This is a genomic window from Streptomyces polyrhachis (assembly GCF_042663125.1).
GTDB classification, from domain to species: Bacteria; Actinomycetota; Actinomycetes; order Streptomycetales; family Streptomycetaceae; genus Streptomyces; species Streptomyces polyrhachii.
Window position 1 is genome coordinate 15748 of the sequence record NZ_JBHSZO010000002.1, and the last position, 16317, is coordinate 32064.

Consider the following 16317-nt stretch of genomic DNA (forward strand, 5'->3'; position numbering starts at 1 on the left):
CACAGTGCCATCCGCGGGCGGTGCGAAGGAAACGGTTCAACCCCTGTTCACCTCCACTCCGCCTGCCCGTGCACGTGGCGCGCCCACACCGGACGGGCCCCGGGTGTGGGGGGCCCACCCTGGTGTCCGGGTCGATCACGTGGCATCGTCCTGCCTGGAGCCCTCCCCAGGGCCTCCGGTCCGCGCCCCGCGCACACCCCGCACGGGGCGCGGGGACGCACACGACGCGTACGTACGGGAGCCGCCAGCCATGTCCACCCCCCAGCAGCAGCCGCCGCAGCCTGTCGCCGAGCCCGAGCCCCTGTGGCGGCCGGGCCCCGAGCGCGTCGCCGGCGCCCGTATCACGCACTTCCACGCCTGGGCCGCCGAGCACCACGGCGCCCCCGCGCCCCTGGGCGGCGACCCCGCCGCGGACTACCGCCGGCTGCACCGCTGGTCCGTCGAGGAACTGGAGCGCTTCTGGGCGGCGTTCGCCCAGTGGGCGCGGGTGCGCTTCAAGACGCCGTACGAGGCGGTGCTCGGCTCGGCCGACATGCCCGGCGCGCGCTGGTTCCCCGGCGCCACGCTCAACTACGCCGAGCACGCCCTGCGCTCCGGCGCCGACGGCGAGGCCGCGCTGCTGTACGCCACGGAGGACCGCGAGCCCGTCGAGGTGACCTGGGCCGAGCTGCGGGCGCAGGTCGCCTCGCTCGCCGGGGAGCTGCGCCGGCTGGGCGTGCGCCCGGGGGAGCGGGTCAGCGGCTACCTGCCGAACATCCCGCAGGCCGTCGTCGCGCTGCTCGCCACCGCCGCCGTCGGCGCCGTGTGGACGTCCTGCGCGCCCGACTTCGGCGCGCGCGGCGTGCTGGACCGCTTCCAGCAGGTCGAGCCGGTCGTCCTGTTCGCCGTCGACGGCTACCGCTACGGCGGCAAGGAGCACGACCGCCGCGAGACGGTGGCCGAGCTGCGCCGCGAACTGCCCACCCTGCGCGCCGTGGTGCACGTCCCCCTCCTGGGCAGCCCGGCCCCGCAGGGCGCGCTGGAGTGGGACGACCTGACCGGCGCCGGCGCTGCCCCGGCTCCCGGCGGGGCGGCTCCCCTCGACCCCTCGGTCTTCGAGCAGGTCCCCTTCGACCACCCGCTGTGGGTGCTGTACTCCTCCGGCACCACCGGGGCGCCCAAGGCCATCGTGCAGTCGCAGGGCGGCATCCTGCTGGAGCACCTCAAGCAGCTCTCCCTGCACTGCGACCTCGGCCCGGGCGACCGCTTCTTCTGGTACACCTCCACCGGCTGGATGATGTGGAACTTCCTCGTCTCCGGCCTGCTGACGGGCAGCACCGTCGTCCTGTACGACGGCAGCCCCGGCCACCCGGACACCGGCGCCCAGTGGCAGATCGCCGAACGCACCGGCGCCACCTTCTTCGGCACCTCGGCGGCGTACGTGATGGCCTGCCGCAAGGCGGGCGTGCACCCCGCCGCCGACTACGACCTCAGCAAGGTGGCGTGCGTGGCGACGACCGGCTCGCCGCTCCCGCCCGACGGGTTCCGCTGGATCCACGACGAGTTCGCCGACGCCGGCCAGGACATGTGGATCGCCTCCGTCAGCGGCGGCACCGACGTGTGCAGCTGCTTCGCCGGCGGCGTCCCCACCCTCCCGGTCCGTATCGGCGAGCTGCAGGCCGCGGGCCTGGGCACCGACCTGCAGTCCTGGGACCCGGCGGGCGAGCCGCTCGTGGACGAGGTGGGCGAGCTGGTCGTCACCCGGCCCATGCCCTCCATGCCGACCGGCTTCTGGAACGACCCGGACGGCAGCCGCTACCGCGACAGCTACTTCGAGATGTTCCCCGGCGTGTGGCGCCACGGCGACTGGATCACCCTCAGCTCCCGCGGCACCGTCGTCATTCACGGCCGCTCCGACTCCACCCTCAACCGCCAGGGCGTACGGATGGGTTCGGCCGACATCTACGAGGTCGTCGAGCGCCTCCCCGAGATCCGCGAGTCGCTGGTCATCGGCGTCGAGGAGCCCGACGGCGGCTACTGGATGCCGCTGTTCGTCCACCTCGCCCCCGGCGCGGTCCTGGACGACGCACTGCGCGCCAGGATCAGGCAGGCCCTCCGCGAGAACCTCACCCCGCGCCACGTCCCCGACGAGGTCGTCGAGATCGAGGCCGTCCCGCACACCCTCACCGGCAAGCGCCTGGAGGTCCCGGTGAAGCGGCTGCTGCAGGGCACCGCGATGGACAGGGCGGTGAACCGGGGCTCGGTGGACCGCCCCGAACTGCTGGACTTCTACGCCGAACTGGGCCGCTCCCGCACCTGAGCGGACCCTTCCCCCCACCCCCGGGCGTCCGCGCCGACCAGCGCGGACGCCCGATTGTCAGTACCCGCGACTACTGTGCGTAGCGATCGACAACGCTACGTGGGGGGAGTCGCCATGTCCGACCGAAAGACCCGTACCAGCCCGGTGGAAAGTCCGCAGGACCCGCAGGACCCGCCATGCCCGCAACACCCGCAGTCTCCGCGGCGCCCGGTGCGGGGAGCCGGCCCCAGCCCGCGCCGCCGGCTGCGCCGCGAGGTGCCCGCCACGGTCGCCCTGCTGACCGAGCCGGCGGACTTCGCCGAGATGCGGGGCTACGCCAGCTTCGGCTTCGACGACCACCAGGCGTACCTGGCGCACGCGGCGGCCCTGCTGCGCTCCTTCGCGGGCCGGGGCGTGCACGTCACGGTCGCCCGCTTCGACCCGGAGGAGTTCCAGGACTTCTGCCGGCGCCGCGGCCTGGACCCCGACGGTCCCCAGGCGCGCACCCGCTACACCGCTGAGCTGGCCCCCCTGCGGGCCACCGTGCCCTACGAGGGGCAGGCGATGCCCCGGCTGCTGGCCGACCTGCGGCACGTGGACGGCCGGATGCGCGTCTGGGAGCAGGCCACCCGGGAGTTGGCCGCCGCCGGTTCCTGCGGCGACTGCGGGGAGGACCTCGCCAAGGCGGCCTTCGACCGGGCGGTGGCGGTCTTCGCCCATCTGATCGGCGCACTGGGGCCCGGTGCGCAGCATCTGGTGTGCAGCATCGAGGACGGCGTCCTGAGCGCCGCCGTGCGCGCCGAGCCCGAGCCCGGCGGCGGCCACACCTTCGCCGACACCGACGCGCTCGACTTCTGCACGGTGCTCGCCCTGGCCTTCGCCCGCGACAGCGCCGGGGGAGTGGTGGTGCGCAGCACCGGATCCGCAGGCGCACACGGTGGGGCACCCGGTGGGCGGGGCGAGCGGGAGGCACGGCCGGCGGGCGGGAAACCGGAGGTGGTGCGCGGCTGGCGGATCGCCCACGGCTGGTTGCTGCCCCTTACGGCGGCCGAGGTCTTCAGCGCGTACTGCGAGGACGCGGTGACCGGGGAGCCCATCCCGCCGGAGCCCGACGTCGACTACCGGGCCGGCACCGCGCTGCCGCCCCCGGAGCCGGGCTGCCCCTCGGGCCCGTAACGGCCGGGCGGGGTGTCGGAGCGCGGTCCGACACCCCGTCCGACACCCCGCCCGCGAGCCCTTCCACCCCGCCCACCTGGGGCCCCGTCCGCCCTCCCCGCTACTCGCCCGACAGCACCGCCTGCGCCGCCCGGCGCGCGTCCTGGGCCGAGTCCGCCGCCCGGGCCGCCGCCGCCGCGCGCTCGCACTGCGCGAGCGTGTGCTTGGCCAGCGTGGCGCGGACGTACGCAATCGACGCCGCCCCCATCGAAAGGCTGGTGACACCGAGTCCCGTGAGCACACACGCCAGCAGTGGATCCGCCGCCGCCTCCCCGCAGACCCCGCAGCTCTTGCCCTCCGCCTTGGCCGCCTCCGCCGCCAGGGCCACCAGGTCCAGCAGCGCCGGCTGCCAGGGGTCCTGCAGCCGCGCCAGGGCCCCCACCTGCCGGTCGGCGGCGAAGGTGTACTGCGCGAGGTCGTTGGTGCCCAGCGAGAGGAACTCCACCTCCTGCAGGATCGAGCGCGCCCGCAGCGCCGCGGAGGGGATCTCCACCATCGCGCCGAACTTCGCCCGCAGCCCCGCCCGCCGGCAGGCGTCGGCGAACGCCCGCGCGTCCTGGCGGTCGGCGACCATCGGCGCCATCACCTCCAGGTACACCGGCAGCCCGCGCGCCGCCTCGGCCAGCGCCTCCAACTGGGCGGCCAGCACGTGCGGATGCTCCAGCAGCGACCGCAGCCCGCGCACGCCCAGCGCCGGGTTGGGCTCGTCGGCCGGGGTGAGGAAGTCGAGCGGCTTGTCCGCGCCCGCGTCCAGCACCCGCACCACCACGCGGCTCTCCGGGAAGGCCGTGAGCACCTGGCGGTACGTCTCGATCTGCTTCTCCTTGGGCGGCGCGGCGGCCGAGTCGTCCAGGAAGAGGAACTCGGTGCGGAAGAGGCCCACCCCCTCCGCCCCCGCCTCCAGCGCGGCCGCCAGGTCGCCCGGACCGCCGATGTTGGCCAGCAGCGGCACCTTGTGCCCGTCCGAGGTCGCCCCGGGGCCGCTGGACGCGCCCAGCGCCGCCCGGCGCTCCTCGGCGAGCCGCGTCAGCTCCGCCCGCCGCCCGGCGTCCGGGTCCACGAAGACCTCGCCGGTGCTGCCGTCCACGGCCACGACCGTCCCCTCGGGCAGCTCCGCCGCGCCCGGCAGCGCCACCACCGCGGGCACGCCCAGCGCCCGCGCCAGGATCGCGCTGTGGCTCGTCGGCCCGCCCTCCTCGGTGACGAAGCCGAGCACCAGGGCGGGATCCAGCAGCGCGGTGTCGGCCGGCGCCAGATCACGGGCGAGGAGGACGTACGGCTCGTCGCTGTCGGGCACGCCCGGCATCGGCACCCCCAGCAGCCGCGCCACGATCCGGTTGCGTACGTCGTCCAGGTCCGCCACCCGCCCCGCCATGTACTCCCCGGCACCCGCGAGCAGTTCGCGGTACGCGGCGAAGGCGTCGTACACCGCCCGCTCGGCCGAGCTGCCCACGTTGACGCGCCGGTCGACATCCGCCATCAGCTCGGGGTCCAGCGCCATCAGCGCCTGCGCCTCCAGCACCGCCTGCGCCTCACCGCCGGCCAGGTTGCCCCGCGCGGTGAGGTCCGCGGCGACGGCCTCCACGGCCTGCCGTGCCCGCTCCTGCTCGCGCGGCGCCTCCGTGGCCGGGATCTGCTTCGCCGGCGGCTCAAGTACCGCCGTGCCCATGTGCCGCACCTCGCCGATCGCCACTCCGTGGCTCACACCCACGCCCCGCAGGATCGTCTCCATCGCCCCAGTCCTCCTCGTCTACCGCGTGCCTACCGCCCGGCCGGACCCCGCGCCCCTCAACTCCAGTCGAAGAGGGCGTCCCCGGCCCGCACCGGGCCGCTGTCCACCACGGCGGAGAGGTCGCCGTCCACCGCGTCCAGGGCGATCACCGGCGAGATCGGCGACTTGCCCGCCGCCTCCACCGCGGCCGGGTCCCAGCGCACGACCTCCTGCCCGCGGCTCACCGTGTCGCCCTTCGCCACCATCAGCTCGAAGCCCTCCCCGTCCAACTGCACGGTGTCGATGCCCAGATGCGTCAGCACACCGTGCCCCGAGGAGTCCATCACCACGAAGGCGTGCGGATGAAGGGATACGACGACACCGTCCACCGGAGCCACCGCGGCGCCCGGCACCCGCTCGGGGTCGACGGCGGTGCCGGGACCCACCATGGCCTGCGCGAACACGGGATCGGGGACCTCGGTGAGCGGGAGGGCCCGCCCGGTCAGCGGGGACGTGACGGTAACGGGGGTCATCCGGTGCCTCCTGGGGCCTGTGCAGGGTTGGCCTGACCGTGACGGCAACCGCCACCGCCTGACCGGGACGGCACGCCGCCCGAGAAGCCTAACCATGCGGAGGGAAAGGTTCCGAGCGGAGTGCGGCCAACCGGTTCGGCCCCGTCCCGCGGCCGGCCGCCGACCAGCCGCCGACCAGCCGCCGACCAGCCGCCGACCAGCCGCCGACCAGCACGGACCGGCCCCGACCCGCGCGCGGGCCGTTCAGGCGTGCCGGTAGTGTCAGGGGGCGGTCCCAGGGCCTGGTCCGGGTCGCCGCAGCCACGATCACCAGCTCCCTCGAACGCAGGAGGCCCCCGGGTGGAGGTCCAGCAGACAGCGGTCCAGACGGACCGGGTCCTCACCATCCCGAACATCCTCAGCATGGCTCGGCTCGCCGGCGTCCCGCTGTTCCTCTGGCTGGTCCTGTGGCCCGAGTTCGGCGGCCCCGACAACGACGGCTGGGCGCTGCTCATCCTGATGCTCAGCGGGATCAGCGACTACCTCGACGGCAAGCTGGCCCGCCGCTGGAACCAGGTCTCCAGCCTCGGCCGCGTCCTCGACCCCGCGGCCGACCGCCTCTACATCCTCTCCACACTGGTCGGCCTCACCTGGCGCGAGATCCTCCCGCTCTGGCTGACCCTGCTCCTGCTGGCCCGCGAGGCGATGCTCGCGCTGGCGGTCCTGGTCCTGCGCCGCCACGGCTATCCGCCCCCGCAGGTCAACTTCCTCGGCAAGGCCGCCACCCTCAACCTCATGTACGCTTTCCCGCTGCTCCTCCTCAGTGACGGAAGTGGCTGGCTGCCGTCACTCGCTGCTATTTTCGGATGGGCGTTCGCGGGTTGGGGTACGGCGCTGTACTGGTGGGCAGGGATCCTCTACGTGGTCCAGGTCCGCCGGCTGGTCCGGGCGGACGCCGCGGCCGGCTAGCGCGCCGAGGCAGGCGCAGCTCGCGACCGGGTGCCCGCCCGTACGTCCCATGGCCTTCACGGCGATGGGCCCGGCGGGTTCCCGGTGCTCCAGCGGCCGCACTCATCCGCTGCCAAGGAGGACAGTTCCGACATGAAGGCCGTCGTGATGGCCGGCGGGGAAGGCACCCGCCTTCGCCCGATGACCTCGAGCATGCCCAAACCCCTCCTGCCGGTGGTCAACCGGCCGATCATGGAGCACGTGCTGCGGCTGCTGAAGAAGCACGGACTCACCGAGACGGTGGTGACCGTGCAGTTCCTCGCCTCACTGGTGCGCAACTACTTCGGCGACGGCGAGGAGCTCGGCATGGAGCTGACCTACGCCACGGAGGACCGCCCACTGGGCACCGCCGGCAGCGTGAAGAACGCCGAGGAGGCACTGAAGGACGACACGTTCCTGGTGATCTCCGGAGACGCCCTGACGGACTTCGACCTCACCGACCTGATCGCCTTCCACAAGGAGCGCGGCGCCCTGGTCACCGTCTGCCTGACCCGGGTGCCCAACCCGCTGGAGTTCGGCATCACCATCGTCGACGACGAGGGCCGCGTCGAGCGCTTCCTGGAGAAGCCCACCTGGGGCCAGGTCTTCTCCGACACCGTCAACACCGGCATCTACGTCATGGAGCCGGAGGTCTTCGACTACGTCCACAAGGACACCTCCGTCGACTGGTCCGGCGACGTCTTCCCCCAGCTCATGAAGGAGGGCAAGCCGATCTACGGCTATGTCGCCGAGGGCTACTGGGAGGACGTCGGCACCCACGAGAGCTACGTCAAGGCCCAGGCCGACGTCCTGGACGGCAAGGTCGACACCGACATCGACGGCTTCGAGATCTCCCCCGGCGTCTGGGTCGCCGAGGGCGCCGAGGTCCACCCCGACGCGGTGCTGCGCGGCCCGCTCTACGTCGGCGACTACGCCAAGGTCGAAGCCGGCGTCGAGCTGCGCGAGCACACCGTCATCGGCTCCAACGTGGTGGTGAAGTCCGGCGCCTTCGCCCACAAGGCCGTCGTCCACGACAACGTCTACATCGGCCCCCACACCAACCTGCGCGGCTGCGTCATCGGCAGGAACACCGACGTGATGCGCGCCGCGCGCATCGAGGACGGCGCGGTCATCGGCGACGAGTGCCTGATCGGCGAGGAGTCGATCATCCAGGGCAACGTGCGCGTCTACCCGTACAAGACGATCGAGGCCGGCGCCTTCGTCAACACGTCCGTCATCTGGGAGTCCCGCGGCCAGGCCCACCTCTTCGGCGCCCGCGGCGTCTCGGGCATCCTCAACGTCGAGATCACCCCCGAGCTGGCCGTCCGCCTCGCCGGCGCCTACGCCACCACCCTGAAGAAGGGCTCCACGGTCACCACCGCGCGCGACCACTCCCGCGGCGCCCGCGCGCTGAAGCGCGCCGTCATCTCCGCCCTCCAGGCCAGCGCCATGGACGTACGGGACCTGGAGAACGTCCCCCTGCCGGTGGCCCGCCAGCAGACCGCGCGCGGCAGCGCCGGCGGCATCATGATCCGCACCACGCCGGGGGTGCCGGACTCCGTCGACATCATGTTCCTCGACGAACGCGGCGCCGACCTCTCCCAGGGCGCCCAGCGCAAGCTGGACCGCGTCTACGCCCGCCAGGAGTACCGCCGCGCCTTCCCCGGCGAGATCGGCGACCTGCACTTCCCCGCCAGCGTCTTCGACAGCTACACGGGCTCCCTGCTGCGCGCCGTGGACACCACCGGCATCGCCGAGTCGGAGCTGAAGGTCGTCGTCGACGCCAGCAACGGCAGCGCGGGCCTGGTGCTGCCGAGCCTGCTCGGCCGCCTGGGCGTGGACGCGCTCACCATCAACCCGGGCCTGGACGAGTCCCGTCCCACCGAGACCCCCGCCTCGCGCCGGGCCGGCCTGGTGCGGCTGGGGGAGATGGTCGCCTCCGCGCGGGCCGCCTTCGGCGTGCGCTTCGACCCGGTGGGCGAGCGATTGTCGCTGGTGGACGAGAAGGGCCGCATCATCGAGGACGACCGCGCGCTGCTGGTCCTCCTCGACCTCGTCGCCGCCGAGCGGCGCAGCGGCCGCGTCGCCCTGCCCGTCACCACCACCCGCATCGCCGAGCAGGTCGCCGCCTACCACGGCACCCAGGTGGAGTGGACGACGACCTCGCCGGACGACCTCACCCGCGTCGCCCGCCAGGACGGCACGGTCTTCGGCGGCGACGGCCTCGGCGGCTTCATCGTCCCCGAGTTCTCCTCCGTCTTCGACGGCGCCGCCGCCTTCGCCCGCCTGACCGGCCTGGTCGCCCGCACCCAGCTCACCCTCAGCCAGATCGACGCGCGCATCCCCCGCGCGCACGTGCTGCGCCGCGACCTGCCCACCCCCTGGGCGGTGAAGGGCATGGTCATGCGCCGCGTGGTGGAGGCGGCGGGCGAGCGCTCGGTGGACACCACCGACGGCGTCCGCGTCGTGGAACCCGACGGCCGCTGGACCCTGGTCCTGCCCGCCCCGGCCGAAGCGGTCACCCACCTGTGGGCGGAAGGCCCGGACGAAGCCTCCGCCCAGGCGCTCCTGGACACCTGGACCCCCATCATCACCAGCGCCGGGGAGTAAGCAGCCGAGGTTGCGACGCCCGGACACGCACTCTCGCCGCACGGTAGGTCAGGACAGGTGGCTCCGCCACATGACCTGACCTACCGCACGGCGAGAGCACGCACCGGACGCCGCTGTTATCCCCGAATGCTTGGTGGGGCGCCATCCCGTGTTCTTGTGCGTCGGGTGCGTGTACTGGGGTTGTGACGTCCCCGCCCGGTCACCCGGACTTCGTCGGTCCGCGGTGTGCGTGCCAGGATGTGCGGCATGCCGCAGCAGGGACCCGAACGGAGCAGTGAGCCGGCGCGAGCGCGCCCGGACGCCTCCATGTCGCTGCTCACGGAGATCATGGAGCACAGCCTCGACGACGGGTACGCCGAGGCCGCCCGCCGCGCCGGCGCGCCGCGCTCGCTCGCCGTACGCGGTGCGGTGGCCGCCGGGCTGGCCCTGGCGGCGCTGATCGTCACCGTGGCCGCCACCCAGGCCCGCGACGCGGCGCCCGTCATCGCCAAGGAGCGCGCCGACCTCATCGGCCGGGTGGAGTCGGAGACCGCCGAGGCCGACGCCCTGCACGACGAGGTCGACCGCCTCCGCCACGACCTGGACGCCAGCCGGCGGGCCCTGGACAACAGGGGCGGCGGCGCGCTGGAGCGCCTCGGCCTGCTCTCGGGCGCCACCGAGGTGACGGGCCCCGGCATCGAACTGGTGGTGGACGACTCCGCGGACACCGCCTCCGGGCCCGGCGACGGCCCGCGCCGCTCCACCGGCTTCACCGACACCGGCCGGCTGCGCGACCGCGATCTGCAGCGCGTCGTCAACGGACTGTGGGCCGCGGGCGCCGAAGCGGTCTGCGTCAACGGCCAGCGCCTGACCGCCCTGTCGGCCGTCCGCGCCGCCGGCGACGCCATCGTCGTCGACAACCGCCCGCTGGCACCGCCGTACAAGCTCCTCGCGGTCGGCGACGGCAAGCGGCTCAGCCGGGACTTCCAGGACAGCGCCGACGGCCGCTACCTCTACGTCCTGCAGGAGAACTACGGCATCCGCACCCGGATCTCGGTGCGCGAGAAGGTCGCCCTGCCGGCCGCCGCCGGCCTGACCGTACGCAACGCACAGCCGGCGCCGCCGGCGGGGGAGGGCACGTCGTGATCGCGGTACTGGGACTGGTCTTGGGAGTCGTGGTCGGATTCATCGTCCGACCCGAGGTGCCCACGGCGGTCGAGCCCTACCTCCCCATCGCCGTCGTCGCCGCGCTCGACGCGGTCTTCGGCGCGCTGCGGGCCATGCTCGACGGCATCTTCGACGACAAGGTCTTCGTGGTGTCGTTCCTGTCCAACGTGGTCGTCGCGGCCCTCATCGTCTTCCTCGGCGACCAACTCGGCGTCGGCGCCCAGCTCTCCACCGGCGTGGTCGTGGTCCTGGGCATCCGCATCTTCTCCAACGTGGCCGCCATCCGCCGCCACGTCTTCAGGGCGTGAGCGCGGTGCACGAGGAGGAGACCCCCGCGGCGCCCGCCGCCCCGCCCGCGCTCCCCCCGGGCCCGTCGGACACCGCCCCGGGCCCCACGGGCCGCGAGCGGCTGCTGAGGGCCCTGTGGCCGCCGCGCCTGGGACGCGGCCAACTCACCGTCGCCGCCCTGCTGTTCTTCCTCGGCCTCGCCGTCGCCATCCAGGTCAGCTCCACCGGCGGCCCCAGCGCCCTGCGCGGCGCCCGCCAGGAGGACCTGGTCCGCATCCTCGACGAACTCGACGACCGCAAGCAGCGGTTGGAGGAGGAGCGGGCCGGCCTGGAGGAGCAGCGCAGCGAACTGGAGAGCAGCTCGGACCGCGCCGAGGCGGCCCGCGAGCAGAACGCCGCCCGGGAGCGGCAGCTCGGCATACTGGCCGGCACCGCCGCCGCCCAGGGCCCCGGCATCCTCCTCACCGTCGGCGACCCGGCAGGCACCGTGGAGGCCGACATGCTGCTCAACGCCATCCAGGAGCTGCGCGCCGCGGGCGCCGAGGCCATCCAGGTCAACGGGGTCCGCGTGGTCGCCTCCTCCTACGTGCAGGGCGGCACCGAGCCCGGCGACGGGGTGTCCGTGGACGGCAGGAGGCTGAGCGCCCCGTACGTCTTCAAGGCCATCGGACGACCCGCCGACCTCGAGCCCGCGCTGCGCATTCCCGGCGGCGTGGTGCAGACGCTGGAGAAGGAGCAGGCCACTGTGCGGATCGAGGGCGGTGACAAGGTCGTTGTGGATGCCTTGCGGGAGGCGGAGCGGCCTGACTACGCTCGGTCGTCGTCGTAGGTCACGGGCCTTCCCGCCCGCAGGGGGCGGCGCATCGAATCGGTGGTGCGTGGTGGAAACTGTGAGACGGCTGTGCACGTTCACCGGTTGTGGGCGCGCGGCGATCGCCGCGCGCCGCGGACACGGCCACGAGAGTCCCTGCCCCACGGGCGGGTCTGTTCAAGGTTCAAGGGGAATCGCCCGTGAAGTTGTTTCAGAGGTTGTTCGGTAAGGGCCAGCAGGCGCAGAGCGCCGGCCGGCACCGCGCCCAGGCACGCCCGGAGGACGAGGGCGAGCGCCCGCTCTTCCGCGACCAGAGCGGTCCCGGGGCCACTCCTGCGGGTGACATCCGGGGCGGAGCGTACGGCGCTCCCGGCGCGTCCGCTGTTGACCCTGCGGCCTCGGGCCGCATAGGTTTCGAGCAACCATCAACCTCAAGTACGGGTGGAGGGTTCGCCTCCGCCGGCCCCGGGGTTCCCGACAACGCCGTCGCGGGCGACCCGCGACAGGAGGCACAGCCCATGGTTTGTACGAGGTGCGGGCACCGCAACGCCGAGGCGAGCCGGTTCTGCTCCAACTGCGGAGCCCCGCTGCGCGCCGGCGCCACGGCCGAGCGCCCCTCGGAGACCACCTCGACGATCTCCATCTCGGGTATCGAGGCGTACGAGGCGGAGGCGATGGGGCAGGCGGCCCCCTCGCTGTCCCCGGAGGCGCAGGCCGCCGTCGACGCACTGCCGACCGGCTCGGGCCTGCTGGTGGTGCGCCGCGGCCCCAACTCCGGCAGCCGCTTCCTCCTCGACGGGGAGCTGACCACCGCGGGCCGCCACCCGCAGGGCGACATCTTCCTGGACGACGTGACGGTCTCCCGGCGCCACGTGGAGTTCCGCCGCGGCGCGGACGGACTCTTCACGGTCGCCGACGTCGGCAGCCTCAACGGGACGTACGTCAACCGCGAGCGGATCGACTCCGCGGTCCTGGCCAACGGCGACGAGGTGCAGATCGGCAAGTTCCGCCTCGTCTTCTACGCCAGCCGCCGGGGCATCTGAGCGCGGGCCGGCCGGCGAGGCGGCAGAGGACGGCGCAGGAATGTCGGACGCGGACACGGACGCCCCGGCCACCGCGGTGGCCGGGCGGCTGATGAGCATCGGGGGAGTCCTCGTGCAGCTGCGCGAGGAGTTCCCCGAGGTCACCATCTCCAAGATCCGCTTTCTGGAGGCGGAGGGGTTGGTGGAGCCGCAGCGGACCCCGAGCGGGTACCGCAAGTTCTCCTCCGCCGACGTCGCACGCCTCGCCCGGGTGCTGCGCATGCAGCGCGACCACTACCTGCCGCTGCGGGTGATCCGCGAGCAGCTCGACGCCGCGCCCCCCGGTGACGACGCGCCGCGCGAGCCCGCCCCCGAGGCCCGGGCGGAGCCCGACCTGCTCACCAGGGCGCAGCTGCTGCGCCGGGCGCGCGTCGCGGAGGGCGACCTCGCCGACTGGGAGTCCTACGGACTGCTCGGACCGGAGGCGCAGGGCGGCTACGACCCGCAGGCCGTGGCCGTCGCCCGCCTCTGCGCCGAGCTGGGGCGCTACGGGATCGAGCCCCGGCACCTCAAGGGTGCCAAGGCCGCCGCGGAACGCGAGGCAGGGCTGATCGAACAGGTGATCGCCCCGTTGCGGATGCACCGCAGCCCGCGCACCCGCGCGGACGCCGAGGCCGCCGCCCAGGAGCTGATCGGCCTCGCCGGCCGCCTGCACTCCGTCCTGCTGCAGTCGGCGCTGCGCGCCCGCGGAAGCTGAGCCCCCCGCCCGCAGGTTCCCTGAGCGGCTCCCGACCCCGCCGACGCCCCGCGCCAGGGGCGCTCTGCGGGGCGGACATCCCGGCTGTCGGACGGCTCGACTACCCAAACCCGCCGCGAACGGCCTAGGGTTGCTGTGTGAACGAGCTCGACGTTGTCGGTGTCCGGGTCGAAATGCCGTCCAACCAGCCGATCGTGCTCCTGCGGGAAAGGGGCGGCGACCGCTACCTCCCCATCTGGATCGGACCGGGGGAGGCCACCGCGATCGCCTTCGCCCAGCAGGGCATGACGCCTGCCCGCCCGCTGACCCACGATCTCTTCAAGGACGTCCTCGACGCGGTGGGCCAGACCCTCACGGAGGTCCGCATCACGGACCTGCGCGAGGGGGTCTTCTACGCCGAGCTGGTGTTCTCCTCCGGCGCCGAGGTCTCGGCCCGCCCCTCCGACGCGATAGCGCTGGCGCTGCGGACCGGCACGCCGATCTACGGCAGCGACGGGGTCCTGGACGACGCCGGGATCGCGATCCCGGACGAGCAGGAGGACGAGGTGGAGAAGTTCCGTGAGTTCCTCGACCAGATCTCGCCCGAGGATTTCGGGACGAGTCAGCAGTAGGGAGCACTTCCTCCGGTGCGGACGCGGTAAACCACCCGTAGGGTGATTATCACTCGGCGTGCCGAGTGTGGCGTTCGTTGACGCGCCCCGGGCGACTGCCTACCGTCGGACAGGCAGTTCAGGGAGCGGAGGTCGGCGTGGGTGTCACCGGCAAGAAGATGACGGTAGGGGCGGGCGGTCCCCTTCCGCTCCACGGACGATCCCCGCAGGGGGTGAGAGCGGACGTGAGCACCGGCGAAACAGTCGGCTACCGCGGGCCCACGGCCTGCGCCGCGGCCGGCATCACCTACCGCCAGCTCGACTACTGGGCGCGTACGGGCCTGGTCGAGCCCAGTGTCCGCCCCGCCTACGGCTCGGGCACCCAGCGCCTGTACGGGGCGCGCGACGTCGTGGTGCTGAAGATCGTGAAGCGGCTGCTGGACACCGGCGTCTCGCTGCAGAGCATCCGCACCGCGGTGCGCCACCTCACGGCGAGCGCCAGCGCCGACCTCCAGCAGATGACGCTGATCTGCGACGGCGCGACGGTCTACGAGTGCGGCTCGCCGGACGAGCTGGCCGAACTCCTCGCGGGCGGCCAGGGCATCTTCGGCATCTCCGTCGGCGCGGTCTGGCGCGACGTCCAGGGCGTGCTGACCCAGCTCCAGGGCGAGTGCGTGGACACCGGCGAGACCCTGACCGGCGAGAACCAGACCGACGAACTCGCCGCCCGCCGCCGCGGCCGGGCGGTCTGACCCTCCCTTTTCCGAGCCGGGCGGCGCCGTCCCGGGCGCCGTCCCGGCAGCCGTTGTCAGTGGCGTGGTGCATCCTTCGGACTGTGCAGCGCGAGTCGGCCGGATCGCATCAGCCGGGTGCGGGGGAGCCGCCCCCGGGCCCGGCCCGGCGCGCCGCCGAGCCGGTGGGGCGGGCGGCGCCCACGATCCTCCACCTCGACATGGACGCCTTCTTCGCCGCCGTCGAGCAGGCCGCCAAGCCCAGCCTGCGCGGCAAGCCCGTGATCGTCGGCGGCCTCGGCCCCCGCGGCGTGGTGGCCACCTGCTCCTACGAGGCGCGGGTCTTCGGCGTGCACTCCGCGATGCCCACCTCCCAGGCCCGCCGCCTGTGCCCCAACGCCGCCTACCTCCAGCCGCGCTTCGAGGTCTACCGGAGCATCAGCGAGCGCGTCATGGCGCTGCTGGGGGAGCTGTCGCCGCTGGTGGAGCCGCTGAGCCTGGACGAGGCGTTCGTCGATCTGGAGGCCGGCGGAGCGGCCCGGGACACCGCCGGCGCCAGGAGCGTCGCCGAGCGGCTGCGGGCGGATATCCGGGCGGCCACGGGGCTGACCGGGTCGGTGGGGCTGGCCGGCTCGAAGATGCTCGCCAAGATGGCCTCGGAGCTGGCCAAGCCCGACGGGTTTTTCGTCGTCACCCCCGGTACGGAGCCCGCCCTGCTCGCCCCCATGTCCGTGCGCGCGCTGCCCGGGGTGGGGCCGGCCACCGCGGAGACGCTGCGCCGGGCCGGGATCACGACGGTCAAGCAGGTCACCGAGGCCGGCGAGGAGGAGCTGGTGCAGCTGCTGGGCAGGGCGCACGGCTCGTGGGTCCACGCCATGGGCCTGGGCCGCGACCGGCGCCCCGTGGTCGCCGAGCGGGATGCGAAGTCCGTCTCCGTGGAGGACACCTTCGACGTCGACCTGCACGACCGGGTGCGCATCCGCGCGGAGGTGGCGCGGCTGGCCGAGCGGTGTGTGAGCCGGCTGCGCGGTGCGCGGCGCTCGGGGCGCACGGTGGTGCTGAAGGTCCGGCGCTACGACTTCTCCACGCTCACCCGCTCCGAGACCCTGCGCGGCCCCACCGACGACCCGGTGGTGGTGCGCGAGGCGGCGGAGCGGCTGCTGGAGGGCGTGGACACCACCGGGGGCGTACGACTGCTCGGGGTGGGCGTCAGCGGACTCGCCGACTACACGCAGGAGGACCTCTTCGCCCAGGCGGCGGGGGAGCGGGCCGCGCGGGCCGCCGAGCAGGAGGCGCGGGAGATCGCGGCGGTACGGGACACAGGCGGACCGCAGGCCGGCCGGGAGCCCGGCGGGGAGTCCGGCGGGGGAGAGCCGCCCGGGGCGGCCGGTGTCCCGGAGGCCCCCGAGCCGCGCCGCTGGCCGCCCGGTGTGGACGTGGTCCACACCGGGCACGGCCCCGGCTGGGTCCAGGGCAGCGGCCTGGGCCGCGTCACGGTCCGCTTCGAGACCCCGCTCTCACCACCGGGCCGCGTCCTGACCTTCGCCGCCGACGATCCGGCGCTGGAGCGGGGAAAGCCGCTGCCCCTGGTCCCGCAGGACTGAGGCCGGCCCGAGGGCCGTGCCGGGCCCGTACCGCCCGGCCGGTGCGGGATCGGGC

14 protein-coding genes are annotated in these 16317 nt (G+C 73.9%); 12 read left to right on the forward strand and 2 right to left on the reverse strand.

The genetic code is table 11. From position 1 onward, the window contains the following. Positions 1-250 precede the first annotated feature (250 nt). Together ACFQLX_RS01190 and ACFQLX_RS01195 are read left to right on the forward strand one after the other, a co-directional pair. Positions 251-2299, forward strand: coding sequence for an acetoacetate--CoA ligase (locus tag ACFQLX_RS01190; RefSeq protein WP_386410720.1), 2049 nt, complete (start codon positions 251-253; stop codon positions 2297-2299). Between the two features lie 114 nt (positions 2300-2413). After that, the gene (locus ACFQLX_RS01195) at positions 2414-3454 is read left to right on the forward strand and encodes a hypothetical protein (protein WP_386410723.1); all 1041 of its coding nucleotides are present in this window, start codon (positions 2414-2416) and stop codon (positions 3452-3454) included. A gap of 100 nt (positions 3455-3554) precedes the next feature. Here the strand turns inward: ACFQLX_RS01195 and ptsP are convergent, their stop codons facing one another. Continuing rightward, positions 3555-5225 (reverse strand): phosphoenolpyruvate--protein phosphotransferase, encoded by a 1671-nt coding sequence (gene ptsP / locus ACFQLX_RS01200; RefSeq protein ID WP_386410725.1) that lies wholly within the window; start codon positions 5223-5225, stop codon positions 3555-3557. Positions 5226-5281: 56 nt separating this feature from the next. Next, the gene (locus tag ACFQLX_RS01205) at positions 5282-5737 is read right to left on the reverse strand and encodes a PTS sugar transporter subunit IIA (protein WP_386410728.1); all 456 of its coding nucleotides are present in this window, start codon (positions 5735-5737) and stop codon (positions 5282-5284) included. A gap of 339 nt (positions 5738-6076) precedes the next feature. Here ACFQLX_RS01205 and ACFQLX_RS01210 point away from each other — a divergent pair, with 339 nt between their 5' ends. From ACFQLX_RS01210 to ACFQLX_RS01255, 10 genes are all read left to right on the forward strand, one after another. Further along, positions 6077-6685 (forward strand): CDP-alcohol phosphatidyltransferase family protein, encoded by a 609-nt coding sequence (locus ACFQLX_RS01210; protein ID WP_386410731.1) that lies wholly within the window; start codon positions 6077-6079, stop codon positions 6683-6685. A gap of 132 nt (positions 6686-6817) precedes the next feature. After that, complete coding sequence (locus ACFQLX_RS01215) at positions 6818-9313, forward strand: sugar phosphate nucleotidyltransferase (RefSeq protein WP_386410734.1); 2496 nt, start codon at positions 6818-6820, stop codon at positions 9311-9313. A gap of 237 nt (positions 9314-9550) precedes the next feature. Then, a complete protein-coding gene (locus tag ACFQLX_RS01220) occupies positions 9551-10438 on the forward strand; it encodes a DUF881 domain-containing protein (protein ID WP_386411272.1) in 888 nt (295 codons plus the stop codon). Next, on the forward strand, positions 10435-10767 hold the full coding sequence (locus tag ACFQLX_RS01225; protein ID WP_386410737.1) for a small basic family protein: 333 nt from the start codon (positions 10435-10437) through the stop codon (positions 10765-10767). The genes ACFQLX_RS01220 and ACFQLX_RS01225 overlap by 4 nt, the downstream gene beginning before the upstream one ends. Continuing rightward, positions 10764-11576, forward strand: a complete 813-nt coding sequence (locus ACFQLX_RS01230) for a DUF881 domain-containing protein (protein WP_386410739.1) — start codon at positions 10764-10766, stop codon at positions 11574-11576. The genes ACFQLX_RS01225 and ACFQLX_RS01230 overlap by 4 nt, the downstream gene beginning before the upstream one ends. A gap of 500 nt (positions 11577-12076) precedes the next feature. Beyond that, entirely contained in the window at positions 12077-12601 is a 525-nt protein-coding gene (locus ACFQLX_RS01235; protein WP_386410742.1) for an FHA domain-containing protein, read from the forward strand. A gap of 40 nt (positions 12602-12641) precedes the next feature. Continuing rightward, positions 12642-13337 carry a transcriptional regulator FtsR gene (gene ftsR / locus ACFQLX_RS01240; RefSeq protein ID WP_386410745.1) on the forward strand — a complete coding sequence of 232 codons (696 nt, stop codon included), beginning with the start codon at positions 12642-12644 and terminating at the stop codon, positions 13335-13337. Between the two features lie 137 nt (positions 13338-13474). Next, on the forward strand, positions 13475-13948 hold the full coding sequence (locus ACFQLX_RS01245; RefSeq protein WP_386410748.1) for a bifunctional nuclease family protein: 474 nt from the start codon (positions 13475-13477) through the stop codon (positions 13946-13948). A gap of 158 nt (positions 13949-14106) precedes the next feature. Then, entirely contained in the window at positions 14107-14679 is a 573-nt protein-coding gene (locus ACFQLX_RS01250) for a MerR family transcriptional regulator (protein ID WP_386411275.1), read from the forward strand. 200 nt (positions 14680-14879) lie between these two features. Further along, the gene (locus tag ACFQLX_RS01255; RefSeq protein WP_386411278.1) at positions 14880-16262 is read left to right on the forward strand and encodes a DNA polymerase IV; all 1383 of its coding nucleotides are present in this window, start codon (positions 14880-14882) and stop codon (positions 16260-16262) included. The last annotated feature ends 55 nt before the right edge of the window (positions 16263-16317 follow it).

Coding starts and splice junctions, on each gene's coding strand:
- ACFQLX_RS01190 (WP_386410720.1), top strand. CDS start 251: ATGTCCACCCCCCAGCAGCAGCCGCCGCAGCCTGTCGCCGAGCCCGAG.
- ACFQLX_RS01195 (WP_386410723.1), top strand. CDS start 2,414: ATGTCCGACCGAAAGACCCGTACCAGCCCGGTGGAAAGTCCGCAGGAC.
- ptsP (WP_386410725.1), bottom strand. CDS start 5,225: ATGGAGACGATCCTGCGGGGCGTGGGTGTGAGCCACGGAGTGGCGATC.
- ACFQLX_RS01205 (WP_386410728.1), bottom strand. CDS start 5,737: ATGACCCCCGTTACCGTCACGTCCCCGCTGACCGGGCGGGCCCTCCCG.
- ACFQLX_RS01215 (WP_386410734.1), top strand. CDS start 6,818: ATGAAGGCCGTCGTGATGGCCGGCGGGGAAGGCACCCGCCTTCGCCCG.
- ACFQLX_RS01220 (WP_386411272.1), top strand. CDS start 9,551: ATGTGCGGCATGCCGCAGCAGGGACCCGAACGGAGCAGTGAGCCGGCG.
- ACFQLX_RS01235 (WP_386410742.1), top strand. CDS start 12,077: ATGGTTTGTACGAGGTGCGGGCACCGCAACGCCGAGGCGAGCCGGTTC.
- ftsR (WP_386410745.1), top strand. CDS start 12,642: ATGTCGGACGCGGACACGGACGCCCCGGCCACCGCGGTGGCCGGGCGG.
- ACFQLX_RS01250 (WP_386411275.1), top strand. CDS start 14,107: ATGACGGTAGGGGCGGGCGGTCCCCTTCCGCTCCACGGACGATCCCCG.
- ACFQLX_RS01255 (WP_386411278.1), top strand. CDS start 14,880: ATGGACGCCTTCTTCGCCGCCGTCGAGCAGGCCGCCAAGCCCAGCCTG.